We start from the raw sequence: 16086 nt of genomic DNA on the forward strand, positions 1-16086 counted from the left end.
CCAATCGCCATGCGCCTCGCCCGTCTGACGCAACGCAAAGAATTCCTGGCGGCGGCCGATCACGGCCGCCGTTTTCGTTCGTCCGCCTTCATGGCGCAGGTGCGCGATGCCGCGCCCGACGAGCCCCGCAAGGGCGGCGAGCCCGTGGCCTTGAGGCTCGGCCTCACCGCCTCGCGCAAGACCGGCAATGCCGTGAAGCGCAACCGTATCCGCAGGCGCCTGCGCGAAGCGGCCAAGCAGGCGCTCGCCAGCCAGACCGGACGGCCCTGCGACGTCGTGATCGTCGCGCGCTCCGACGTGCTCGGCGCCAAATTTCAGACGCTCGTCGCCGATCTTTCGATTGCCATCGACCGGGCAAAGCCTCACAAGCCGCATGCCGACAGGCGCCGCCCGCATCCCAAGCGCGGCACGCCTTCGCAAGCCTGACCCCGCCGCGCCTTTACCGGACCAAGCGAGATCCGTTTCCGACCATGATGAAAGAAGACAACCGCAATCTGCTTCTCGCGATCGTCATGTCCGTGGTCGTGCTGCTCGGCTGGCAGTTCTTCTACGGCGTGCCGCAGATGGAAAAGCAGAAGCAGATCGCGCAGCAGAACCAGCAGGCCCAGAGCCAGCAGGCGCCCGCGACTCCCGGCTCCGTCCCCGCTCCCGGCCAGCCCGCCGGCTCGGCCGCGCCCGGCACCGCTGCCGCGCAAGCCCTCGGCACCCGCGAGCAGGCGCTGGCGGCGAGCCCGCGCCTCCGGATCGATACGCCCAAAATCTCCGGTTCGATCTCGCTGACCGGTGCGCGCATCGACGACGTCTCGCTCAAGGCCTATCGCGAGACCGTCGATCCGAAGAGCGCGAACATCGTCCTGCTCTCGCCGCTCGGCGGCCCGAACGCCTATTATTCCGATTTCGGCTGGGTCGCGGCGCCAGGCAGCAATGTGGCGCTGCCGAATGCGACGACGGTCTGGACCGCCGACAGCCAGGTGCTGACCCCGGCCAAGCCGGTGACGCTGAGCTGGGACAACGGCCAGGGCCTGACCTTCCGGCGCGTCATCAGCATCGACGACAACGCCATGTTCACGATCCGCGACGAGGTCGAGAACAAGGGCAGCGCCGCCGTGAACCTGTTCCCCTACGGACAGATCGTCCGCCAGGGCAAGCCGCCGACACTCGGCTATTACGTGCTGCACGAGGGCCTCGTCGGCAATCTCGGCGAGCAGGGCCTGCAGGAATACACCTACGACAAGCTCGACAAGGAGCCGCTGCTCTCGCCGGGCACCACCGGCAAGGTCTGGAAGGACGCCGTCGGCGGCTTCGTCGGGATCACCGACAAGTACTGGGCCGCCGCGGTCATACCCGACCAGCAGCGCAAATATGACGGCCGCTATTCCGCGGTCCAGACCGGCACCGGCCATACCTACCAGGCCGATTTCCTCGGCGAGAGCGTCGCCGTCGCGCCGGGCGCCACGGCTTCCGCCAATGCCCGGCTCTTCGCCGGCGCCAAGGAAGTCGCGGCCGTCGACGGCTACGAGAAGAATCTCGGCATCAAGCGCTTCGAGCTGCTGATCGACTGGGGCTGGTTCTATTTCATCACCAAGCCGCTCTTCTTCGTGCTCGACTGGATCTACAAGCATGTCGGCAATTTCGGCGTCGCGATCCTGCTGGTCACGGTGCTGCTGAAGATCCTGTTCTTCCCGCTCGCCAACAAGTCCTACGCCTCGATGGCGAAGATGAAGGCGCTGCAGCCGGAGATGACGGCGATCCGCGAACGCTACGCGGATGACAAGATGAAGCAGCAGCAGGCTCTGATGGAGCTGTACAAGACACAGAAGATCAACCCGGTCGCCGGCTGCTGGCCGGTGCTGCTGCAGATCCCTGTGTTCTTCGCGCTCTACAAGATCCTTTTCATCACCATCGAGATGCGGCACGCGCCGTTCTTCGGCTGGATCCACGATCTCGCGGCGCCGGACCCGACGAACCTGTTCAACCTGTTCGGGCTGCTGCCGTTCACCCCGCCGGCCTTCCTGCATCTGGGCCTGTGGCCGATCATCATGGGCATCACGATGTTCATCCAGATGAAGATGAACCCGGAGCCGCCGGACCCGGTGCAGAAGATGATGTTCACCTGGATGCCGGTGTTCTTCACCTTCCTGCTCGGCTCGTTCCCGGCCGGTCTGGTGATCTACTGGAGCTGGAACAACCTGCTCTCGGTGATCCAGCAGGGCTACATCATGCGCAAGCATGGGGTGAAGATCGAATTGTTCGACAACATCAAGGGCATGTTCGGCAAGAAGCCGGCAGCCGCAGGCGGCGCACCCAACCCCGCCAACAGCAACAAGAAATGAGTGAGCGAAAGGCGGGGTTTCCCGCCCTTCGCTTTTGACGCCAAGGCCATCGAAACGATGCCGCTACCCGATCCGAGCACGCGCCACCCGATCCCCGGCTGGAAGGGCACGGCCTTCCTGAAGGCGGTGGTCGACCATCCGCTGATCGCGGTCGGCGACTACAGCTACTATGACGACTCGCGCGGTCCGGAGCATTTCGTCGCCCGCTGCGTGCGCTATCATTTCGACTTCATCGGCGACCGGCTGATCATCGGGAAGTTCGTCGCGATCGCGCAGGCGGCGCAGTTCATCATGAACGGCGCCAACCATCCGATCGGCGGGTTCTCGACCTTCCCCTTCCAGATGTTCGGCCTCGGCGATCCCGAGAGCCTGAAGCGCCCCGGCCCGAACAATCGCGGCGACATGGTGATCGGCAACGATGTCTGGATCGGGCGCGAGGCGGTGATCATGCCGGGCGTGACGATCGGCGACGGCGCGATCATCGGCACGCGGGCGCAGGTGACCAGGGACGTGCCTGCCTATGCGGTGGTCGCCGGCAATCCCGGCCGGATCGTGAAGATGCGCTTTCCGCCCGAGATCGTGGCCGAATTGCTCGCGATCCGCTGGTGGGACTGGGAGGCCGACAGGATCGCGCGCCATATCGACGCGATCCAGGGCGCCGATATCGACGCATTGCGCGCAGCCGTGTAGGCAGGGCTCCATGACCACATCCACGACAAAGCCTTATGACGCCGAGGAGATCGAGGCCGCCCGCAAGCTCTTCGAAGGGCCGTGGGACTTCGTCTGGGCCTCGACCAAGATCGACGACCTGCCTCCGATGGTCGGCCAGGAGATCGCCTTCGCCGGGCGCTCCAATGTCGGCAAATCCAGTCTGATCAACGCGCTGACGCGGCGCAACGCGCTGGCGCGGACCTCGCATACGCCCGGCCGGACGCAGCAACTCAACTTCTTCCGGCAGGTCGAGCACGAGGAACCCGTCGGGGCGGGATCTCAAGGCAGCAAGCGCTCGCGCGAAAAGCCGGTTCCGGTTTATTCGCCCCATGCGCCGACCATCGTCGACATGCCCGGCTACGGCTATGCCGCCGTCGGCAAGGAGAAGGTCGCGGCCTGGACCCGGCTGATCCACGATTATCTGCGCGGCCGCTCGAACCTGATGCGCGTCTACCTGCTGATCGACGCCCGCCATGGCATCAAGGATGTCGACGGTGCCGTGCTGGAGACGCTCGACAAGGCCGCCGTGTCCTACCAGGTCGTGCTGACCAAGGGCGACGCGCTGAAGCCGGCCGACCAGAAATTCATGACCGAGGCCACGTTCGACGAGATCAAGCGCCGCCCGGCGGCTTTCCCCGAGGTGCTGCTGACCTCCAGCGAGACGGGCGCCGGCATGCCGGAATTCCGCGCCGCGATCGGCCGCGTGCTGGCCGAGCATGGCTGAGCCCCGATGACCGCGACGCGCCTGCATCTGGCTCTCGCCGCCCTGATGGGCTTCGCCGGCGTCGCCTTGCTGGCGGCGGCCGCCCACATCACCGGCACGGCCAATGTCCAGACGGCCGGGCAGATGCTGCTGTTCCATGCCTCCGTGATCATCGGCGCCACTGCGGCGCGCAGGGGCGGACATCTCCATGATCTGCTGGCGCGGATCGCGCTCTCGGCGATCATCGTGGGTGCGGCCCTGTTCGCGGCCGATCTCGCCCGGCGCGGCTTCGCCAATGAGGCGCTGTTTCCGCGTGCAGCGCCGATCGGCGGCTGGTTCATGCTCGGCGGCTGGCTAGGACTGGCCGTCGCGGCTGTGACCGCGAAGCGCAGCTGACAGCCACGCGGCGTTCTTCCGCCGCCGCGCAAGTTCGGGTAGAAGCGCGACCGCACCTTTCCTGCGGCCGCGCGGAGCCTGCCCGAATGACCGACCATCCCCATCTGACGCCGTCGCAATCCGCCGAGCTACTCGTGCAGGCGCTGCCGCATATGCAGCGCTACGACCAGGAGATCATCGTCATCAAGTATGGCGGCAACGCCATGGGTGACGCCGCCACCGCCGAGGATTTCGCCGAGGACATCGTGCTGCTCGAGCAGTCCGGCCTGAAGCCGGTCGTCTGCCACGGCGGCGGCCCGCAGATCGCGGCAATGCTGAAGAAGCTCGGCATCCAGTCCGAGTTCAAGCAGGGCCTGCGCGTCACCGACGAGGCGACCGTCGAGGTCGTCGAGATGGTCCTGGCCGGCTCGGTCAACAAGGAGATCGTCGGCTATATCAGCCGCGAGGGCGGGCGCGCCATCGGGCTCTGCGGCAAGGACGGCAACATGGTCACTGCCCGTAAGGTGACGCGCACCATCGTCGACCCCGATTCCAAGATCGAGGAAATCCTCGATCTCGGCTTCGTCGGCGAGCCCGAGACGGTCAACACCACCGTGCTCGACGCGGTGCTGAAGGCCGAGCTGATTCCGGTCCTGGCACCGGTCTGCGCCGCCGCCGATGGCCAGACCTATAATGTCAATGCCGACACCTTCGCCGGCGCCATCGCGGGCGCGCTCAACGCCAAGCGCCTGCTGCTGCTCACCGACGTGCCGGGCGTGCTCAACAAGGACAAGCAGCTCATCCCGGAGCTCACGGTCGAGGAATGCCGCCATCTGATCGCGGATGGCACGATCTCCGGCGGCATGATCCCGAAGATCGAGACCTGCATCTACGCGCTGGAAAAGGGCGTCGAGGCGGTCGTCATCCTCGACGGCAAGGTGCCGCATGCGGCGCTGATCGAGCTCTTCACCGATACCGGCGCCGGCACGATCATCCGGCGTTGATTGGCACGTCATTCTCGGGCGGAGCGACGCTCCAACCCGGGAATCTCACGACACGTAGGCGCTCGTTTCCGAGATGGTCGGGTCAAGCCCGACCATGACGGCGTGAAGCAGCGCCCTGATTAAGCCCCCGCCAAGGACTTGCGGCGCAGACTCCGGCTCGCCACATCTCGGAGTCCAATGACAATACTCGCAGACACACCTGCCGCGACCCCGCCCCTGACGGCGGAAGGCTTCGCGCATGTCGACCACTGGATCTTCGATCTCGACAACACGCTCTACTCGCATGAGAGCCGCGTCTGGCCGCAGGTCAACGAGCGCATCACGCTGTTCCTGCAGGAATTGTTCGGCCTCGACGGCCTGTCCTCGCATGCGCTGCGGCAATATTATTATCACCGCTACGGCACGACGCTGAAGGGGCTGATGGAGGAGCACCGGATCGATCCCGACCAGTTCCTCGACTTCGCCCATGACATCGACCTGACGCTGCTCGAGCCTAATCCGGAGCTCGGCGCGGCGCTCGCGGCCTTGCCCGGTCGCAAGCTGATCCTGACCAACGGCTCGGTCGGGCACGCCAAGAACGTTGCCGGCAAGCTCGGCATCCTCGACCAGTTCGAGGACATCTTCGACATCGTGCATGCCGGCTTCCTGCCGAAGCCCGAGCGCGCGACCTACGAGAATTTCCTCGCCAAGCATTCGGTCGATCCCGGCCGGGCCGCGATGTTCGAGGATATCGAGAAGAACCTGATCGTCCCAAGCGACTTGGGCATGAAGACCGTGCTGATCGTGCCGCAGACGCCCGACCCCTTCCGCGAGGCCTGGGAGCAGGTCGCGATCGAGGCCGGTCATGTCCATCACGTCACCGCCGACCTCACCGGCTTCCTGAAGCCGCTCGGGCGCTCGAACGAACAGCAAGGCTGAGCAGGAGGCGTTTCCTCCCGCCGGGGTTCCCTAAAAAAGGAAATTCCGTTCTTCTTTACGAACTCCTTGGGAGCTGATACTGCTCCTGTCCGTTATAAAGAACGGATCGAGAGTTCCATGCCGTCACCGGACAAAGCCGCAGCCAAGCTGCATCCCGAGACCCGCCTCGTCCATGACGGCATCCAGCGCTCGCAGTTCGGCGAGACCTCGGAAGCCCTGTATCTGACGCAGGGCCATGTCTACGACAATGCCGCCCAGGCCGAGGGCCGCTTCCTCAACACCGATCCCGGCTTCCAGTACGGCCGGCTCGGCAATCCGACGACGGCGATGCTGGAGGCCCGCATGGCCTCCTTCGAGGGCGCCGAGACCTGTCGCGCCACCGCGACCGGCATGGCCGCCGTCACCGCAGCGATGATGGCGCCGGTACGGGCGGGCGATCATGTCGTGGCGGCGAGCGCGCTGTTCGGCTCCTGTCGCTACATCATCGAGGACCATCTGCCGCGTTACGGCGTCGAGACGACGCTGGTCGAGGGCACCGATCTCGACGCCTGGCGCAAGGCGGTTCGCCCCAACACCAAGCTGTTCTTCCTGGAATCGCCGTCGAACCCGACGCTGGAAGTGCTGGATATCGCCGCGATCGCCAAGATATCGAAGGAGGCCGGCGCCAAGCTCGTCGTCGACAATGTCTTCGCCACGCCGCTCTACCAGCGCCCGCTCGAACTCGGCGCCGATATCGTCGTCTATTCCGCGACCAAGCATATCGATGGCCAGGGCCGTTGCCTCGGTGGGCTGATCCTCGGCTCGAAGGAGCTGATCGAGGCCGATATCCAGAACTACCTGCGCCAGACCGGCCCGATCCTCTCGCCCTTCAATGCCTGGGTGATGCTGAAGGCGCTGGAGACGCTGCCTTTGCGCGTCGCCAAGCAGGCGCAGAACGCGACGGCGGTCGCCGACTGGCTGGCGGCGCAAAGCAAGCCGACCAAGGTGATCTTCCCCGGCCACAAGAACCATCCGCAGGCCGAGATCATCAAGCGCCAGATGAGCGGCCCCTCGACGATGATCGCCTTCGAGGTGCCCGGCGGCAAGGACGGCGCCTATCGCCTGCTCGACGCCTGCAAGCTGATCCGCATCTCCAACAATCTCGGCGACGCCAAGAGCCTGATCGTCCACCCGGCGACGACGACGCATCAGCGCTTCACGCCGGAAGTGCGCGCCGCGATGGGCGTCAGCGACGGGCTGGTCCGCCTCTCGATCGGGCTGGAGCATCCTGACGACCTGATCGCCGATCTGGAGCAGGCGCTGGCGAAGGTTTAAGGCGGTTCCCGCCGTCATTCTCGGGCGAAGCGTAGCGCAGACCCGAGAATCTCCGGCAAGGGAAGCGCCAGAGTCTCATCCGGCAAGAGATGCTCGGGTCAAGCCCGAGCATGACGGCTGAGGTTTCCACCCCAGTGGCCATCCCCGCCCGCCCCTGCTAAAGCGGGGCCGTTTCCCGCTAAAGGCTTGAGAGGCCAGCATGCGTTCGGGCGAAGTGAAGCGCCGCACCAACGAGACCGATATCGCGGTCTCGCTCCTGATCGACGGCACCGGCAAGGCCGATATCGCCACCGGCGTCGGCTTCTTCGACCATATGCTCGACCTGTTCGCCCGCCATTCGCTGATCGATCTCACGGTCAAGGTGAAGGGCGACACCCATATCGACGACCATCACTCGGTCGAGGATGCCGGCATCGCCATGGGCGAGGCGCTGAAGCAGGCGCTCGGCACCAAGAAGGGCATCCGCCGCTATGCCGACGTGCACCTGCCGATGGACGAGACGCTGACGCGCGTCGCCGTCGACGTCTCCGGCCGGCCGTTCCTGGTCTTCCGCACCGAGTTCAAGGCGCAGAAGATCGGCACCTTCGATACCGAGCTGGTGCGCGAGTTCTTCCAGGCCTTCGCGATCAATGCCGGCATTACGCTGCATGTCGAGACACTCTATGGCGACAACGCCCACCACATCGCCGAAAGCTGCTTCAAGGGGCTGGCGCGGGCGCTGCGGCAGGCGCTGGACGTCGATCCGCGCGAGGGCGACCGCATCCCCTCGACCAAGGGCGCCTTGTAGGAGGTCTCGATGGCATTCTACACCGTCATGACGCCGCCGCCGGAAGGCGACCGGCGCGAGGAAATCGAGCAGGCGCGGCTGATCCCCGAGAGCTTCGCCACGGGGGCCTTCCTGCTCACGGGCCTGTGGCTACTGGGCAAGCGGCTCTGGCTGGCGACGCTGCTCTTCGTGCTGTTCTGGGGCGTGCTGATCTGGCTGAACAGCCGATTCGGCCTGCATGCCAGCGCGCTCTCGCTGGTCTATTGGGCGGCCGCGCTGTTCCTCGGCGTCGAGGGCAACAACCTCGTTATGCGCAAGCTCACCCGCCAGGGCTGGCGGCTCGCCGATGTCGTCGAGGCCCGCAACCTCGCCGAGGCCGAGCGCCGTTATTTCGAGCGGGCGCTGGCCGGTGAAGCCGTGCCGCCGCGCGTGGAAGCGTCGCCGGCCGCGCCCGCAGCGCGGCCGAGCGGGCCGCTGCCGATCATCGGGCTGTTTCCGGAGGCCCAGGGACGATGAGCCAGAGCGTCGCGATCATCGATTACGGCTCGGGCAACCTGCACTCGGCCGCGAAGGCCTTCGAGCGGGCGGCGGCCGAGGCCGGCATCCCCTCGACCATCCATGTCACCAGCGACACCGACGTGGTGCGCGCAGCCGATCGCATCGTGCTGCCGGGTGTGGGCGCCTTCGCCGATTGCCGGCGCGGGCTCGATGCCGTGCCGGGCATGGTCGAGACGCTGGAAGAGGTCGTGCGCCAGAAGGGCCGGCCCTTCCTCGGCATCTGCGTCGGCATGCAGCTGCTCGCCTCGCGCGGGCTGGAATACACGGTGACGCAGGGCCTCGGCTGGATTCCCGGCGACGTCACGCTGATCCAGCCGAAGGACGACGCCCTCAAGATTCCGCATATGGGCTGGAACACCCTGCACAAGCAGGACGAGCACCCGCTGCTCGACGGCATCGAGACCGGTCCGCAGGGGCTGCATGCCTATTTCGTGCATTCCTATGCGCTGGCGGCGTCTCGCCCGCAGGACGTGCTGGCGCTCACCGAGCATGGCGGGCCGGTGACCGCGATGGTCGCGCATGGCAACGTCGCCGGCACGCAATTCCACCCCGAGAAGAGCCAGAAGCTGGGGCTGAAGCTCATCACGAATTTCCTGAGCTGGGCACCATGATCCTCTTTCCCGCGATCGACCTGAAGGAAGGCCGCTGCGTCCGCCTGAAGCAGGGCGACATGGCGCAGGCCACGGTCTTCAACGACGATCCCGCCGCGCAAGCGGCCGAATTCGAGCGCCAGGGCTTCAACTGGCTGCATGTCGTCGATCTCGACGGCGCCTTCGCCGGCAAGCCGATGAACGCGGCTGCTGTCGAGGCGATCCTGAAGCGCGTGGCGTTTCCGGTGCAGCTCGGCGGCGGCATTCGTGACATGAAGACGGTCGCCGGCTGGCTGGAGAAGGGTATCCGCCGCGTCATCATCGGCACGGCTGCGGTGCGCGATCCCGGCTTCGTGCGCGAGGCGGCCAAGGAATTTCCGGGCCAGGTCGCGGTCGGCATCGACGCGCGCGACGGCTTCGTGGCCGTTGAAGGCTGGGCCGAGACCTCCTCGCTGGCGGCGGCCGATCTCGGCAAGCGCTTCGAGGATGCCGGCGTCGCCGCGATCATCTACACCGATATCGCTCGCGACGGCATGCTGGAGGGCATCAACTGGGAGGGCACGATCGCGCTGGCGAAAGCCGTCTCGATCCCGGTCATCGCCTCGGGCGGGCTCGCCTCGATGGCCGATATCGAGCGGCTCTGCGCCGATGATGCCGCGATCCTCGAAGGCGCGATCACCGGCCGGGCGCTCTATGACGGGCGGATCGATCCGGCTGCTGCGCTGAAGCGGCTGGCGGCCTGAACCACCGCCGTCATCCTCGGGCTCGACCCGAGCATCTCAGGACGGAAGGGTGCCTCATCCTGCACGAGATTCCCGGGTCGCCGCTCTGCGGCGCCCGAGAATGACGGCAGCCGCGCTCAACGCACGAACTGGTCGTAGATCTTCGCGAATTCGCCGGTCGCCTTGGCGAGATGCAGCCACTGGTCGACGAAGGCCTTGAAGGTCGCATCGCCGCGCGGGAGCATGTAGCCCATCTCGCCATATTGCAGCGGCTCGTCGGGATTGACCGCGCAGAGGCCGGGCTTGGCCTTTTCCTGCACCTTCACCTCGATCGACTCGGCGACCATGATGTCGGCCTTGCCGGCGAGGATCTGGTCGAAGATCGTGACGTTGTCGGGATAGACCTCGATCTTGGCCTGTTTGAAGTTGGCGCGCACGAAGCGCTCGTTGGTGCCGCCGGGATTGACGATGACGCGCGTCTCCGGCTTGTCGATATCGGCCACCGTCTGGAACTTCGCCTTGTCGGCGCAACGCACGATCGGCGCCTTGCCGTTGACGAGATAGGGCGAGGAGAAGAACACCTTCTTCTGCCGGTCGAGCGTCACCGAGATGCCGCCCATCGCGACATCGCATTTGCCCGAGCCCATGTCGGTCAGCAGGTCGGCCCATTTCGTCTGGACGAACTTCGCCTCGACGCCGAGCGCCTTGGCGAGCGATTTCGCCAATTCGATGTCGATGCCCTCGAAGGAGCCGTCCTTCGCCAGGGTGAAGGGTTTGTAGTCGCCGGTGGTGCAGATCTGCAGCGCGCCGCGGCTCTGGATGGTGTCGAGCAGGCTCGGCGCCGTCTGCGCTAGGACGGTCGTCGTTGCCGCAAAAGCCAGGCCGGCCGCGATTCCGGCCCGCCGAATCATCGATGCAATAGCCATGGAACTCCCCTCATTGGACTGCTATCAGTCCCCGCCAGCAGAGCAGGGTTGCCGTTTGCGATCAATCCGCCCTGCGCCCGCAGGACCGTGTTGCCGACGATGACCCTGAAGACCCGCATCATCCCCTGCCTCGACGTCAAGGACGGCCGCGTCGTCAAGGGCGTGCAATTCCTCGACCTCGTCGATGCCGGCGATCCCGTCGAGGCCGCCAAGGCCTATGACGCGGCCGGCGCGGACGAGCTCTGCTTCCTCGACATCACCGCGAGCCACGAGGATCGCGGCATCCTGTTCGACGTGGTCACCCGCACGGCCGAAGCCTGCTTCATGCCGCTCACCGTCGGCGGCGGCGTGCGCAAGGTCGAGGACATCCGCGCGCTGCTGCTCGCGGGCGCCGACAAGGTCTCGATCAACACCGCCGCCGTGACCAACCGCCAGTTCGTCAGGGAAGCCGCCGAGAAATTCGGCGCGCAGTGCATCACCGTCGCCATCGACGCCAAGCAGGCCACGCCCGGCCGCTGGGAGATCTTCACCCATGGCGGGCGCAACGCCACTGGCATCGAAGCCGTCGCCTTCGCCCGCGAGGTCGTCTCGCTCGGTGCGGGCGAATTGCTGGTCACCTCGATGGACCGCGACGGCACCAAGGTCGGCTATGATCTCGGCCTGACGCGGGCGATCGCGGATGCGGTCTCGGTCCCGGTCATCGCCTCCGGCGGCGTCGGCGATCTCGACGATCTCGTCGCCGGCGTCGCGCAAGGCCATGCCTCGGCCGTGCTCGCCGCCTCGATCTTCCATTTCGGCACCTACACGATCGGGCAGGCCAAGGCGCATATGGCGGAAGCCGGCCTCAGGATGAGGCTGGACTGAGATGGCAGGCTTCACTCTCTCCGACCTCGAAGCCCGCATCGCCGAGCGCGCCGCCGCCTCGCCCGAGGAATCCTGGACGGCGAAGCTCCTCGCCGCCGGCCCCGAGCGCGCCGCCAAGAAATTCGGCGAGGAGGCGGTCGAGGCCGTCATCGCCGCCGTGAAGGGCGACCGGGCCGAGCTGATCGCCGAAAGTGCCGACGTGCTCTATCATCTTTTGGTTGTGCTTCGGGCCCGCGATGTTGCATTGCAGGACGTCTTGAGCCAGCTTGAGGCTCGCACGGCCCGCTCCGGACTGGCGGAAAAGGCGGCAAGGCCCGGGTAGCTTGCCCGTTGAGTTGAGTACGGCGAGGATGGACCCGCGTTGAACCTCGAAGCCTGGATTGCGGGTCGCGTCATGGACCAGCGCCTGATCACCACTCCCCCGGAACGCGACCTCGTCTCGCCCTACCGCGCCTTTTCGCGGGACGAATGGGCGCATTTGCGCGCCGATGCGCCGCTGACGCTCTCGGTCGACGACCTCGTCAAGCTGCAATCGCTCAACGACCCGATCTCGCTCGACGAGATCGTCGCGATCTACCTGCCGCTCTCGCGCCTGCTGTCGCTCTATGTCGCGGCGACGCAGGGGCTGTTCAAGGCGACGAAGCGCTTCCTGCTGGCCGAATCCGAACCCAAGGTGCCCTATGTCATCGGGGTCGCGGGCTCGGTCGCGGTCGGCAAGTCGACCACGGCGCGCGTGCTGAAGGCGCTGCTCTCACGCTGGCCGAACACGCCGAAGGTCGAGCTCGTCACCACCGACGGTTTCCTCCTGCCCAATGCCGAGCTGGAACGGCGCGGGCTGATGGGGCGCAAGGGCTTCCCGGAAAGCTATGACGGCAGCGCGATCCTGCGCTTCCTCTCCGACGTCAAGGCCGGCAAGCCGCAGGTGACGGCGCCGGTCTATTCGCATCTCGTCTATGACGTGGTGCCCGGCGAGACCGTGACCGTCGAGCGGCCGGACATCCTGATCCTCGAAGGGCTCAACGTCCTGCAGCCGAGCCGGATGCCGAGGGACGGCACGGCCATCCCCTTCGTGTCCGATTATTTCGACTTCTCGGTCTATCTCGATGCCGACGAGCACGACCTGCACCGCTGGTACGTCAACCGCTTCATGACATTGCGCCAGACGGCCTTCCGCGATCCGCGCTCGTTCTTCCGCAAATATGCGGAGATCGGCGAGGAAGAGGCGCTCGCCATCGCCGAGAAGCTCTGGACCGGGATCAACCTGCCGAACCTGCAGGAGAACATCCTGCCGACGCGTCAGCGCGCCAGCCTGATCCTGACCAAGGGCGCGAGCCACCGCATCCAGCAGGTCGCGCTGCGGCGGCTGTAGCGCGGGTTCCGGGGGATGACGACCTATGTCGCCCTGCTGCACTCGATCGTGCTCGGCCCCGGCAAGCGATTGGTCATGGCGGACCTGAAGGCGATGGCGGCGGAGCTCGGCTTCGCCCATCCGCGCACCTGGGTCGCCACCGGCAACCTGATCTTCGAGAACGAGGATGCCCCGCTCGCCGAAATCGAAACCCGGCTTGAGACGGGTTTCCATGCCCGCTTCGGCAAGCCCGTCGACATCATCCTGCGCACGGCGCCGGGCTGGCTGCGACTCGCTGCGCAAAACCCATTTCCGGATGGACATAGCGCCCATGTCGGTATCCGCGTCATGCGGGCGCCACTCGGCCCGGATACCCTCGCCAAACTGGAGGCGATCGCGACGCCGGATATGCGCCTCGCCCTCAGGGATGGCGATCTCTGGATCGATTTCGCGGGCGAGCCGAGCGAGGCGAGGCTGCTTTCGCATCTGACGACCAGAAAGCTCGGCATCGGGACGCTGCGCAACGCGAATACGGTCAAGGCGCTGGCGGCCATGCTCGCGTGATGGCCGGCCTGTCCTCGCTGGGCGCGATGGCGCTCGCGGCCTTCGTCGCCGCCACCTTGCTGCCGGCACAGTCGGAAGCCGTCTTCGTCGGGCTGCTCGCGGCGAAGAGCGTCGATCCGCTCGCGCTGTTCCTGACCGCGAGCGTGGCGAACACCGCCGGCTCGATTCTCAACTGGTGGCTCGGCCTGATGATCGCCCGGCACGGCGTCGACAGGCTGCCGGCCCGCCTGCGGCCCGATCCTAAGCGATTTGTCCAGGCACAGGGCCTGTTCGCCCGCTTCGGCTGGCCGTCCCTGCTGCTGGCCTGGGTGCCGATCGTCGGGGATCCCCTGACCTTCGCGGCGGGCACGTTGAACTACCCGTTCTGGCGATTCACGATCCTCGTCCTGATCGGCAAGGCCGGGCGCTATGCGGCGCTCTGGGCAGGCTGGGCGAGTTTCGCCTGAGCCTCTGCGGCTCGCGGATGATTTTCGGCGCTCTCTTCCCCTGGGGTAGCCGCATATCGTTTGCGAAAGCGGCCGGGCCGGGCTACCAGCGAAGCGTCCGTTCAAGGAGATCAGACTATGAGCATTCAGCGTATCGGCGTGGGCCCGCGCATGTCCAAGGCCGTCGTGCACGGCAACACCGTCTATCTGGCCGGCCAGGTCGCGGACAAGGCTGCCGGCAAGAGCGTCGGCGAGCAGACCGCCGACATCCTCGGCATCATCGACGGCCTGCTGGCCGAGGCCGGGACCGACAAGTCGAAGCTGCTGATGGTCAACATCTGGCTCACCGACATCTCGACCTTCGCCGAGATGAACGCCGTCTGGGACAAGTGGGTCGTCGCTGGCGCCACGCCGGGCCGCGCCACGGTCGAGGCCAAGCTGGCCGCGCCGCAGTTCACGGTCGAGATCGCGGTCATCGCCGCGAAGTAAGTCCATTTCGATTGCCGCGCGCCCGGACGGGTGCGCGGCAATCCCTGTAGTCCAGCCGGACCGGAGCGGGAGGCCACCATCAGCCAAGCCGACCAGATCGCTCCGCTCCTGGCACGCGTCGCCGGACGCCGCGGCCTGTCGCCGATGGCGATGGCGGCGATGATGGCGGATTGGCTGCGGCGCGCCGGCTCCGGCCTGCCGAGCGAGCACCTGCTGGACCGCAAGGCCAACGATTTTCTCGCGCTGTCGAACCGCCTTGCCGTGCCTCTCGGGGATGCCGAGATCAAGCGCCTGCGTGATGAAGCGGCGACGGCGATCGGCGAAGGCCGCTTCGCCGAGGCCGACAAGAGCCTCGCCCAGGCCGAATTGCATGCCATCGGCGGCTCCACCGACCTGTCCGCACTGCCGCTCGAACGCCGCCTGCTGATCGGCGAGAACCGCGCGGATCGCGCTGCGCTCAGCTTCCTGCGCACGACCTCCGAGGCCTATCGCGAATCTGCCGCCCGTTATGGCGAGGCCTCCGCTCTGATCGGCCTCGCCGCTATCGACCGCAGCCGCGAGGCAGCGCTCGAACAGGCGAAGGTGCTGGCGCGGATCAGCGAGGATTTCGGCGGCCGCGAAGGCTATGACGGCTCGATCGCCGCCCTGCGCCGTTTGCTCGAAGGGCTCGACAGCCTCGCCGATACCATCGCCTTCGCCGGAGCCCAGGAAGCACTGGCTTCGGCGCTCGACAAACTGGCCGTGCTGACCGGCGACGCCAAGCTGCTCGACGAGGCCCTCATTCATTGCCGGGCCGGCATCGAGGACCTGCGCCACGATGAGGCGCCTGCGCTCTGGCGCGCCCTGAAGCTGCGACTGGGCAAGCTCGCGGTCAATCTCGGCGTCTCGCAGAAGGACGACAACCTGCTCGAAGAAGCGGTCGCGACCTATGCCACGGCGCTCGCCGTCTGGAAGCGCAGCGACGACGAGGCCCGCTGGCTCGAAGCCGAGTATATGATCTCCCGCGCCCGCGCCACGCTCGGCCGGCGCCGCAGCGACCTCTCCCTGCTGGAGCGCGCCTTCAACGGGCTCAACCGCGTCTCGCAGGCGACCGACCGCAGCCGCACGCCGATGCGCTGGGCCGAACTCCAGGACCAAATGGGCGGCGTCCTCGCCGCTATGGGCGAGCGCTACAGCGAGCCCGTCGTGATCGAGGAGGCGATCGCCGCCTTCGCCGCAGCGCTGGAGGAATATCGCCAGGAGCGCGCCCCGCTGCTCTGGGCGCAGACGCGGGCCAACCAAGCCGAGGCGATGCTTCAGCTCGCGCGGCGCAGCAAGGACAAGACGCTGGCGCAGCAGGCGCTCGCCCAGTTGATGGCGGCAACCGAAGCCGCCAAGCAGGCGCCGAATGGCAGCGCTGTCGCCACCGATCTGCAGAAGCGGCTCGGAGCGGCCGGCGCGACGGCCGCCAAGCTGATCGCCGGCTGAACAGCCGGC

The 16086-nt window shown here is 66.6% G+C and carries 20 protein-coding genes; 19 read left to right on the forward strand and 1 reads right to left on the reverse strand.

From position 1 onward, the window contains the following. The first annotated feature begins 9 nt into the window (after window positions 1-9). The 12 genes from rnpA (at window position 10) to hisA (ending at window position 10015) form a co-directional block, all read left to right on the forward strand. Window positions 10-426: a ribonuclease P protein component gene (rnpA, locus tag AC3WMA_RS19630; protein ID WP_492287025.1), complete on the forward strand. Its 417-nt coding sequence runs from the start codon at window positions 10-12 to the stop codon at window positions 424-426. Window positions 427-473: 47 nt separating this feature from the next. Continuing rightward, the gene (gene yidC, locus AC3WMA_RS19635) at window positions 474-2333 is read left to right on the forward strand and encodes a membrane protein insertase YidC (protein ID WP_492287104.1); all 1860 of its coding nucleotides are present in this window, start codon (window positions 474-476) and stop codon (window positions 2331-2333) included. 48 nt (window positions 2334-2381) lie between these two features. After that, window positions 2382-3023, forward strand: coding sequence for a CatB-related O-acetyltransferase (locus AC3WMA_RS19640; protein WP_492287105.1), 642 nt, complete (start codon window positions 2382-2384; stop codon window positions 3021-3023). A gap of 10 nt (window positions 3024-3033) precedes the next feature. After that, on the forward strand, window positions 3034-3768 hold the full coding sequence (locus AC3WMA_RS19645) for a GTP-binding protein (RefSeq protein WP_492287026.1): 735 nt from the start codon (window positions 3034-3036) through the stop codon (window positions 3766-3768). Window positions 3769-3774: 6 nt separating this feature from the next. Then, window positions 3775-4143, forward strand: coding sequence for a DUF423 domain-containing protein (locus AC3WMA_RS19650; RefSeq protein ID WP_492287027.1), 369 nt, complete (start codon window positions 3775-3777; stop codon window positions 4141-4143). A gap of 86 nt (window positions 4144-4229) precedes the next feature. Next, window positions 4230-5126 (forward strand): acetylglutamate kinase, encoded by an 897-nt coding sequence (gene argB, locus AC3WMA_RS19655; protein ID WP_492287028.1) that lies wholly within the window; start codon window positions 4230-4232, stop codon window positions 5124-5126. Between the two features lie 177 nt (window positions 5127-5303). After that, window positions 5304-6044, forward strand: a complete 741-nt coding sequence (locus AC3WMA_RS19660; RefSeq protein ID WP_257733127.1) for a pyrimidine 5'-nucleotidase — start codon at window positions 5304-5306, stop codon at window positions 6042-6044. A gap of 117 nt (window positions 6045-6161) precedes the next feature. After that, window positions 6162-7358 carry an O-succinylhomoserine sulfhydrylase gene (gene metZ / locus AC3WMA_RS19665; protein WP_492287029.1) on the forward strand — a complete coding sequence of 399 codons (1197 nt, stop codon included), beginning with the start codon at window positions 6162-6164 and terminating at the stop codon, window positions 7356-7358. Between the two features lie 199 nt (window positions 7359-7557). After that, a complete protein-coding gene (hisB, locus tag AC3WMA_RS19670) occupies window positions 7558-8145 on the forward strand; it encodes an imidazoleglycerol-phosphate dehydratase HisB (protein ID WP_336813923.1) in 588 nt (195 codons plus the stop codon). Between the two features lie 9 nt (window positions 8146-8154). Beyond that, complete coding sequence (locus tag AC3WMA_RS19675; RefSeq protein ID WP_492287030.1) at window positions 8155-8640, forward strand: DUF2628 domain-containing protein; 486 nt, start codon at window positions 8155-8157, stop codon at window positions 8638-8640. Further along, window positions 8637-9293 (forward strand): imidazole glycerol phosphate synthase subunit HisH, encoded by a 657-nt coding sequence (hisH, locus tag AC3WMA_RS19680; RefSeq protein WP_492287031.1) that lies wholly within the window; start codon window positions 8637-8639, stop codon window positions 9291-9293. The genes AC3WMA_RS19675 and hisH overlap by 4 nt, the downstream gene beginning before the upstream one ends. Next, a complete protein-coding gene (hisA, locus tag AC3WMA_RS19685) occupies window positions 9281-10015 on the forward strand; it encodes a 1-(5-phosphoribosyl)-5-[(5-phosphoribosylamino)methylideneamino]imidazole-4-carboxamide isomerase (protein WP_492287106.1) in 735 nt (244 codons plus the stop codon). Before hisH ends, hisA begins: the two co-directional genes overlap by 13 nt. A 116-nt stretch (window positions 10016-10131) precedes the next feature. On the opposite strand, the gene AC3WMA_RS19690 is transcribed toward hisA, so the two are convergent. After that, the gene (locus AC3WMA_RS19690; protein ID WP_492287032.1) at window positions 10132-10920 is read right to left on the reverse strand and encodes a transporter substrate-binding domain-containing protein; all 789 of its coding nucleotides are present in this window, start codon (window positions 10918-10920) and stop codon (window positions 10132-10134) included. A gap of 99 nt (window positions 10921-11019) precedes the next feature. Between AC3WMA_RS19690 and hisF the strand changes: the two genes are divergently transcribed. The 7 genes from hisF (at window position 11020) to AC3WMA_RS19725 (ending at window position 16077) form a co-directional block, all read left to right on the forward strand. Next, window positions 11020-11784: an imidazole glycerol phosphate synthase subunit HisF gene (gene hisF, locus AC3WMA_RS19695; protein WP_492287033.1), complete on the forward strand. Its 765-nt coding sequence runs from the start codon at window positions 11020-11022 to the stop codon at window positions 11782-11784. Between the two features lies 1 nt (window position 11785). After that, window positions 11786-12106 (forward strand): phosphoribosyl-ATP diphosphatase, encoded by a 321-nt coding sequence (locus tag AC3WMA_RS19700; protein WP_492287034.1) that lies wholly within the window; start codon window positions 11786-11788, stop codon window positions 12104-12106. Between the two features lie 72 nt (window positions 12107-12178). Continuing rightward, window positions 12179-13153, forward strand: a complete 975-nt coding sequence (gene coaA / locus AC3WMA_RS19705; RefSeq protein ID WP_492287107.1) for a type I pantothenate kinase — start codon at window positions 12179-12181, stop codon at window positions 13151-13153. A gap of 15 nt (window positions 13154-13168) precedes the next feature. Continuing rightward, the gene (locus AC3WMA_RS19710; RefSeq protein WP_492287035.1) at window positions 13169-13696 is read left to right on the forward strand and encodes a DUF1697 domain-containing protein; all 528 of its coding nucleotides are present in this window, start codon (window positions 13169-13171) and stop codon (window positions 13694-13696) included. Continuing rightward, a complete protein-coding gene (locus AC3WMA_RS19715) occupies window positions 13696-14142 on the forward strand; it encodes a YqaA family protein (protein ID WP_492287036.1) in 447 nt (148 codons plus the stop codon). Before AC3WMA_RS19710 ends, AC3WMA_RS19715 begins: the two co-directional genes overlap by 1 nt. A 117-nt stretch (window positions 14143-14259) precedes the next feature. After that, the gene (locus tag AC3WMA_RS19720; protein ID WP_454654278.1) at window positions 14260-14610 is read left to right on the forward strand and encodes a RidA family protein; all 351 of its coding nucleotides are present in this window, start codon (window positions 14260-14262) and stop codon (window positions 14608-14610) included. Window positions 14611-14640: 30 nt separating this feature from the next. Then, on the forward strand, window positions 14641-16077 hold the full coding sequence (locus AC3WMA_RS19725) for a hypothetical protein (RefSeq protein WP_492287037.1): 1437 nt from the start codon (window positions 14641-14643) through the stop codon (window positions 16075-16077). The last annotated feature ends 9 nt before the right edge of the window (window positions 16078-16086 follow it).

Source organism: Allobosea sp. FW305-C-101 (assembly GCF_058783685.1).

Coding starts and splice junctions, on each gene's coding strand:
- AC3WMA_RS19645 (WP_492287026.1), top strand. CDS start 3,034: ATGACCACATCCACGACAAAGCCTTATGACGCCGAGGAGATCGAGGCC.
- AC3WMA_RS19715 (WP_492287036.1), top strand. CDS start 13,696: ATGGCCGGCCTGTCCTCGCTGGGCGCGATGGCGCTCGCGGCCTTCGTC.
- AC3WMA_RS19660 (WP_257733127.1), top strand. CDS start 5,304: ATGACAATACTCGCAGACACACCTGCCGCGACCCCGCCCCTGACGGCG.
- hisH (WP_492287031.1), top strand. CDS start 8,637: ATGAGCCAGAGCGTCGCGATCATCGATTACGGCTCGGGCAACCTGCAC.
- AC3WMA_RS19700 (WP_492287034.1), top strand. CDS start 11,786: ATGGCAGGCTTCACTCTCTCCGACCTCGAAGCCCGCATCGCCGAGCGC.
- argB (WP_492287028.1), top strand. CDS start 4,230: ATGACCGACCATCCCCATCTGACGCCGTCGCAATCCGCCGAGCTACTC.
- AC3WMA_RS19710 (WP_492287035.1), top strand. CDS start 13,169: ATGACGACCTATGTCGCCCTGCTGCACTCGATCGTGCTCGGCCCCGGC.
- hisF (WP_492287033.1), top strand. CDS start 11,020: ATGACCCTGAAGACCCGCATCATCCCCTGCCTCGACGTCAAGGACGGC.
- coaA (WP_492287107.1), top strand. CDS start 12,179: ATGGACCAGCGCCTGATCACCACTCCCCCGGAACGCGACCTCGTCTCG.
- AC3WMA_RS19690 (WP_492287032.1), bottom strand. CDS start 10,920: ATGGCTATTGCATCGATGATTCGGCGGGCCGGAATCGCGGCCGGCCTG.
- hisB (WP_336813923.1), top strand. CDS start 7,558: ATGCGTTCGGGCGAAGTGAAGCGCCGCACCAACGAGACCGATATCGCG.
- AC3WMA_RS19650 (WP_492287027.1), top strand. CDS start 3,775: ATGACCGCGACGCGCCTGCATCTGGCTCTCGCCGCCCTGATGGGCTTC.
- yidC (WP_492287104.1), top strand. CDS start 474: ATGAAAGAAGACAACCGCAATCTGCTTCTCGCGATCGTCATGTCCGTG.
- metZ (WP_492287029.1), top strand. CDS start 6,162: ATGCCGTCACCGGACAAAGCCGCAGCCAAGCTGCATCCCGAGACCCGC.
- AC3WMA_RS19720 (WP_454654278.1), top strand. CDS start 14,260: ATGAGCATTCAGCGTATCGGCGTGGGCCCGCGCATGTCCAAGGCCGTC.
- rnpA (WP_492287025.1), top strand. CDS start 10: ATGCGCCTCGCCCGTCTGACGCAACGCAAAGAATTCCTGGCGGCGGCC.
- AC3WMA_RS19675 (WP_492287030.1), top strand. CDS start 8,155: ATGGCATTCTACACCGTCATGACGCCGCCGCCGGAAGGCGACCGGCGC.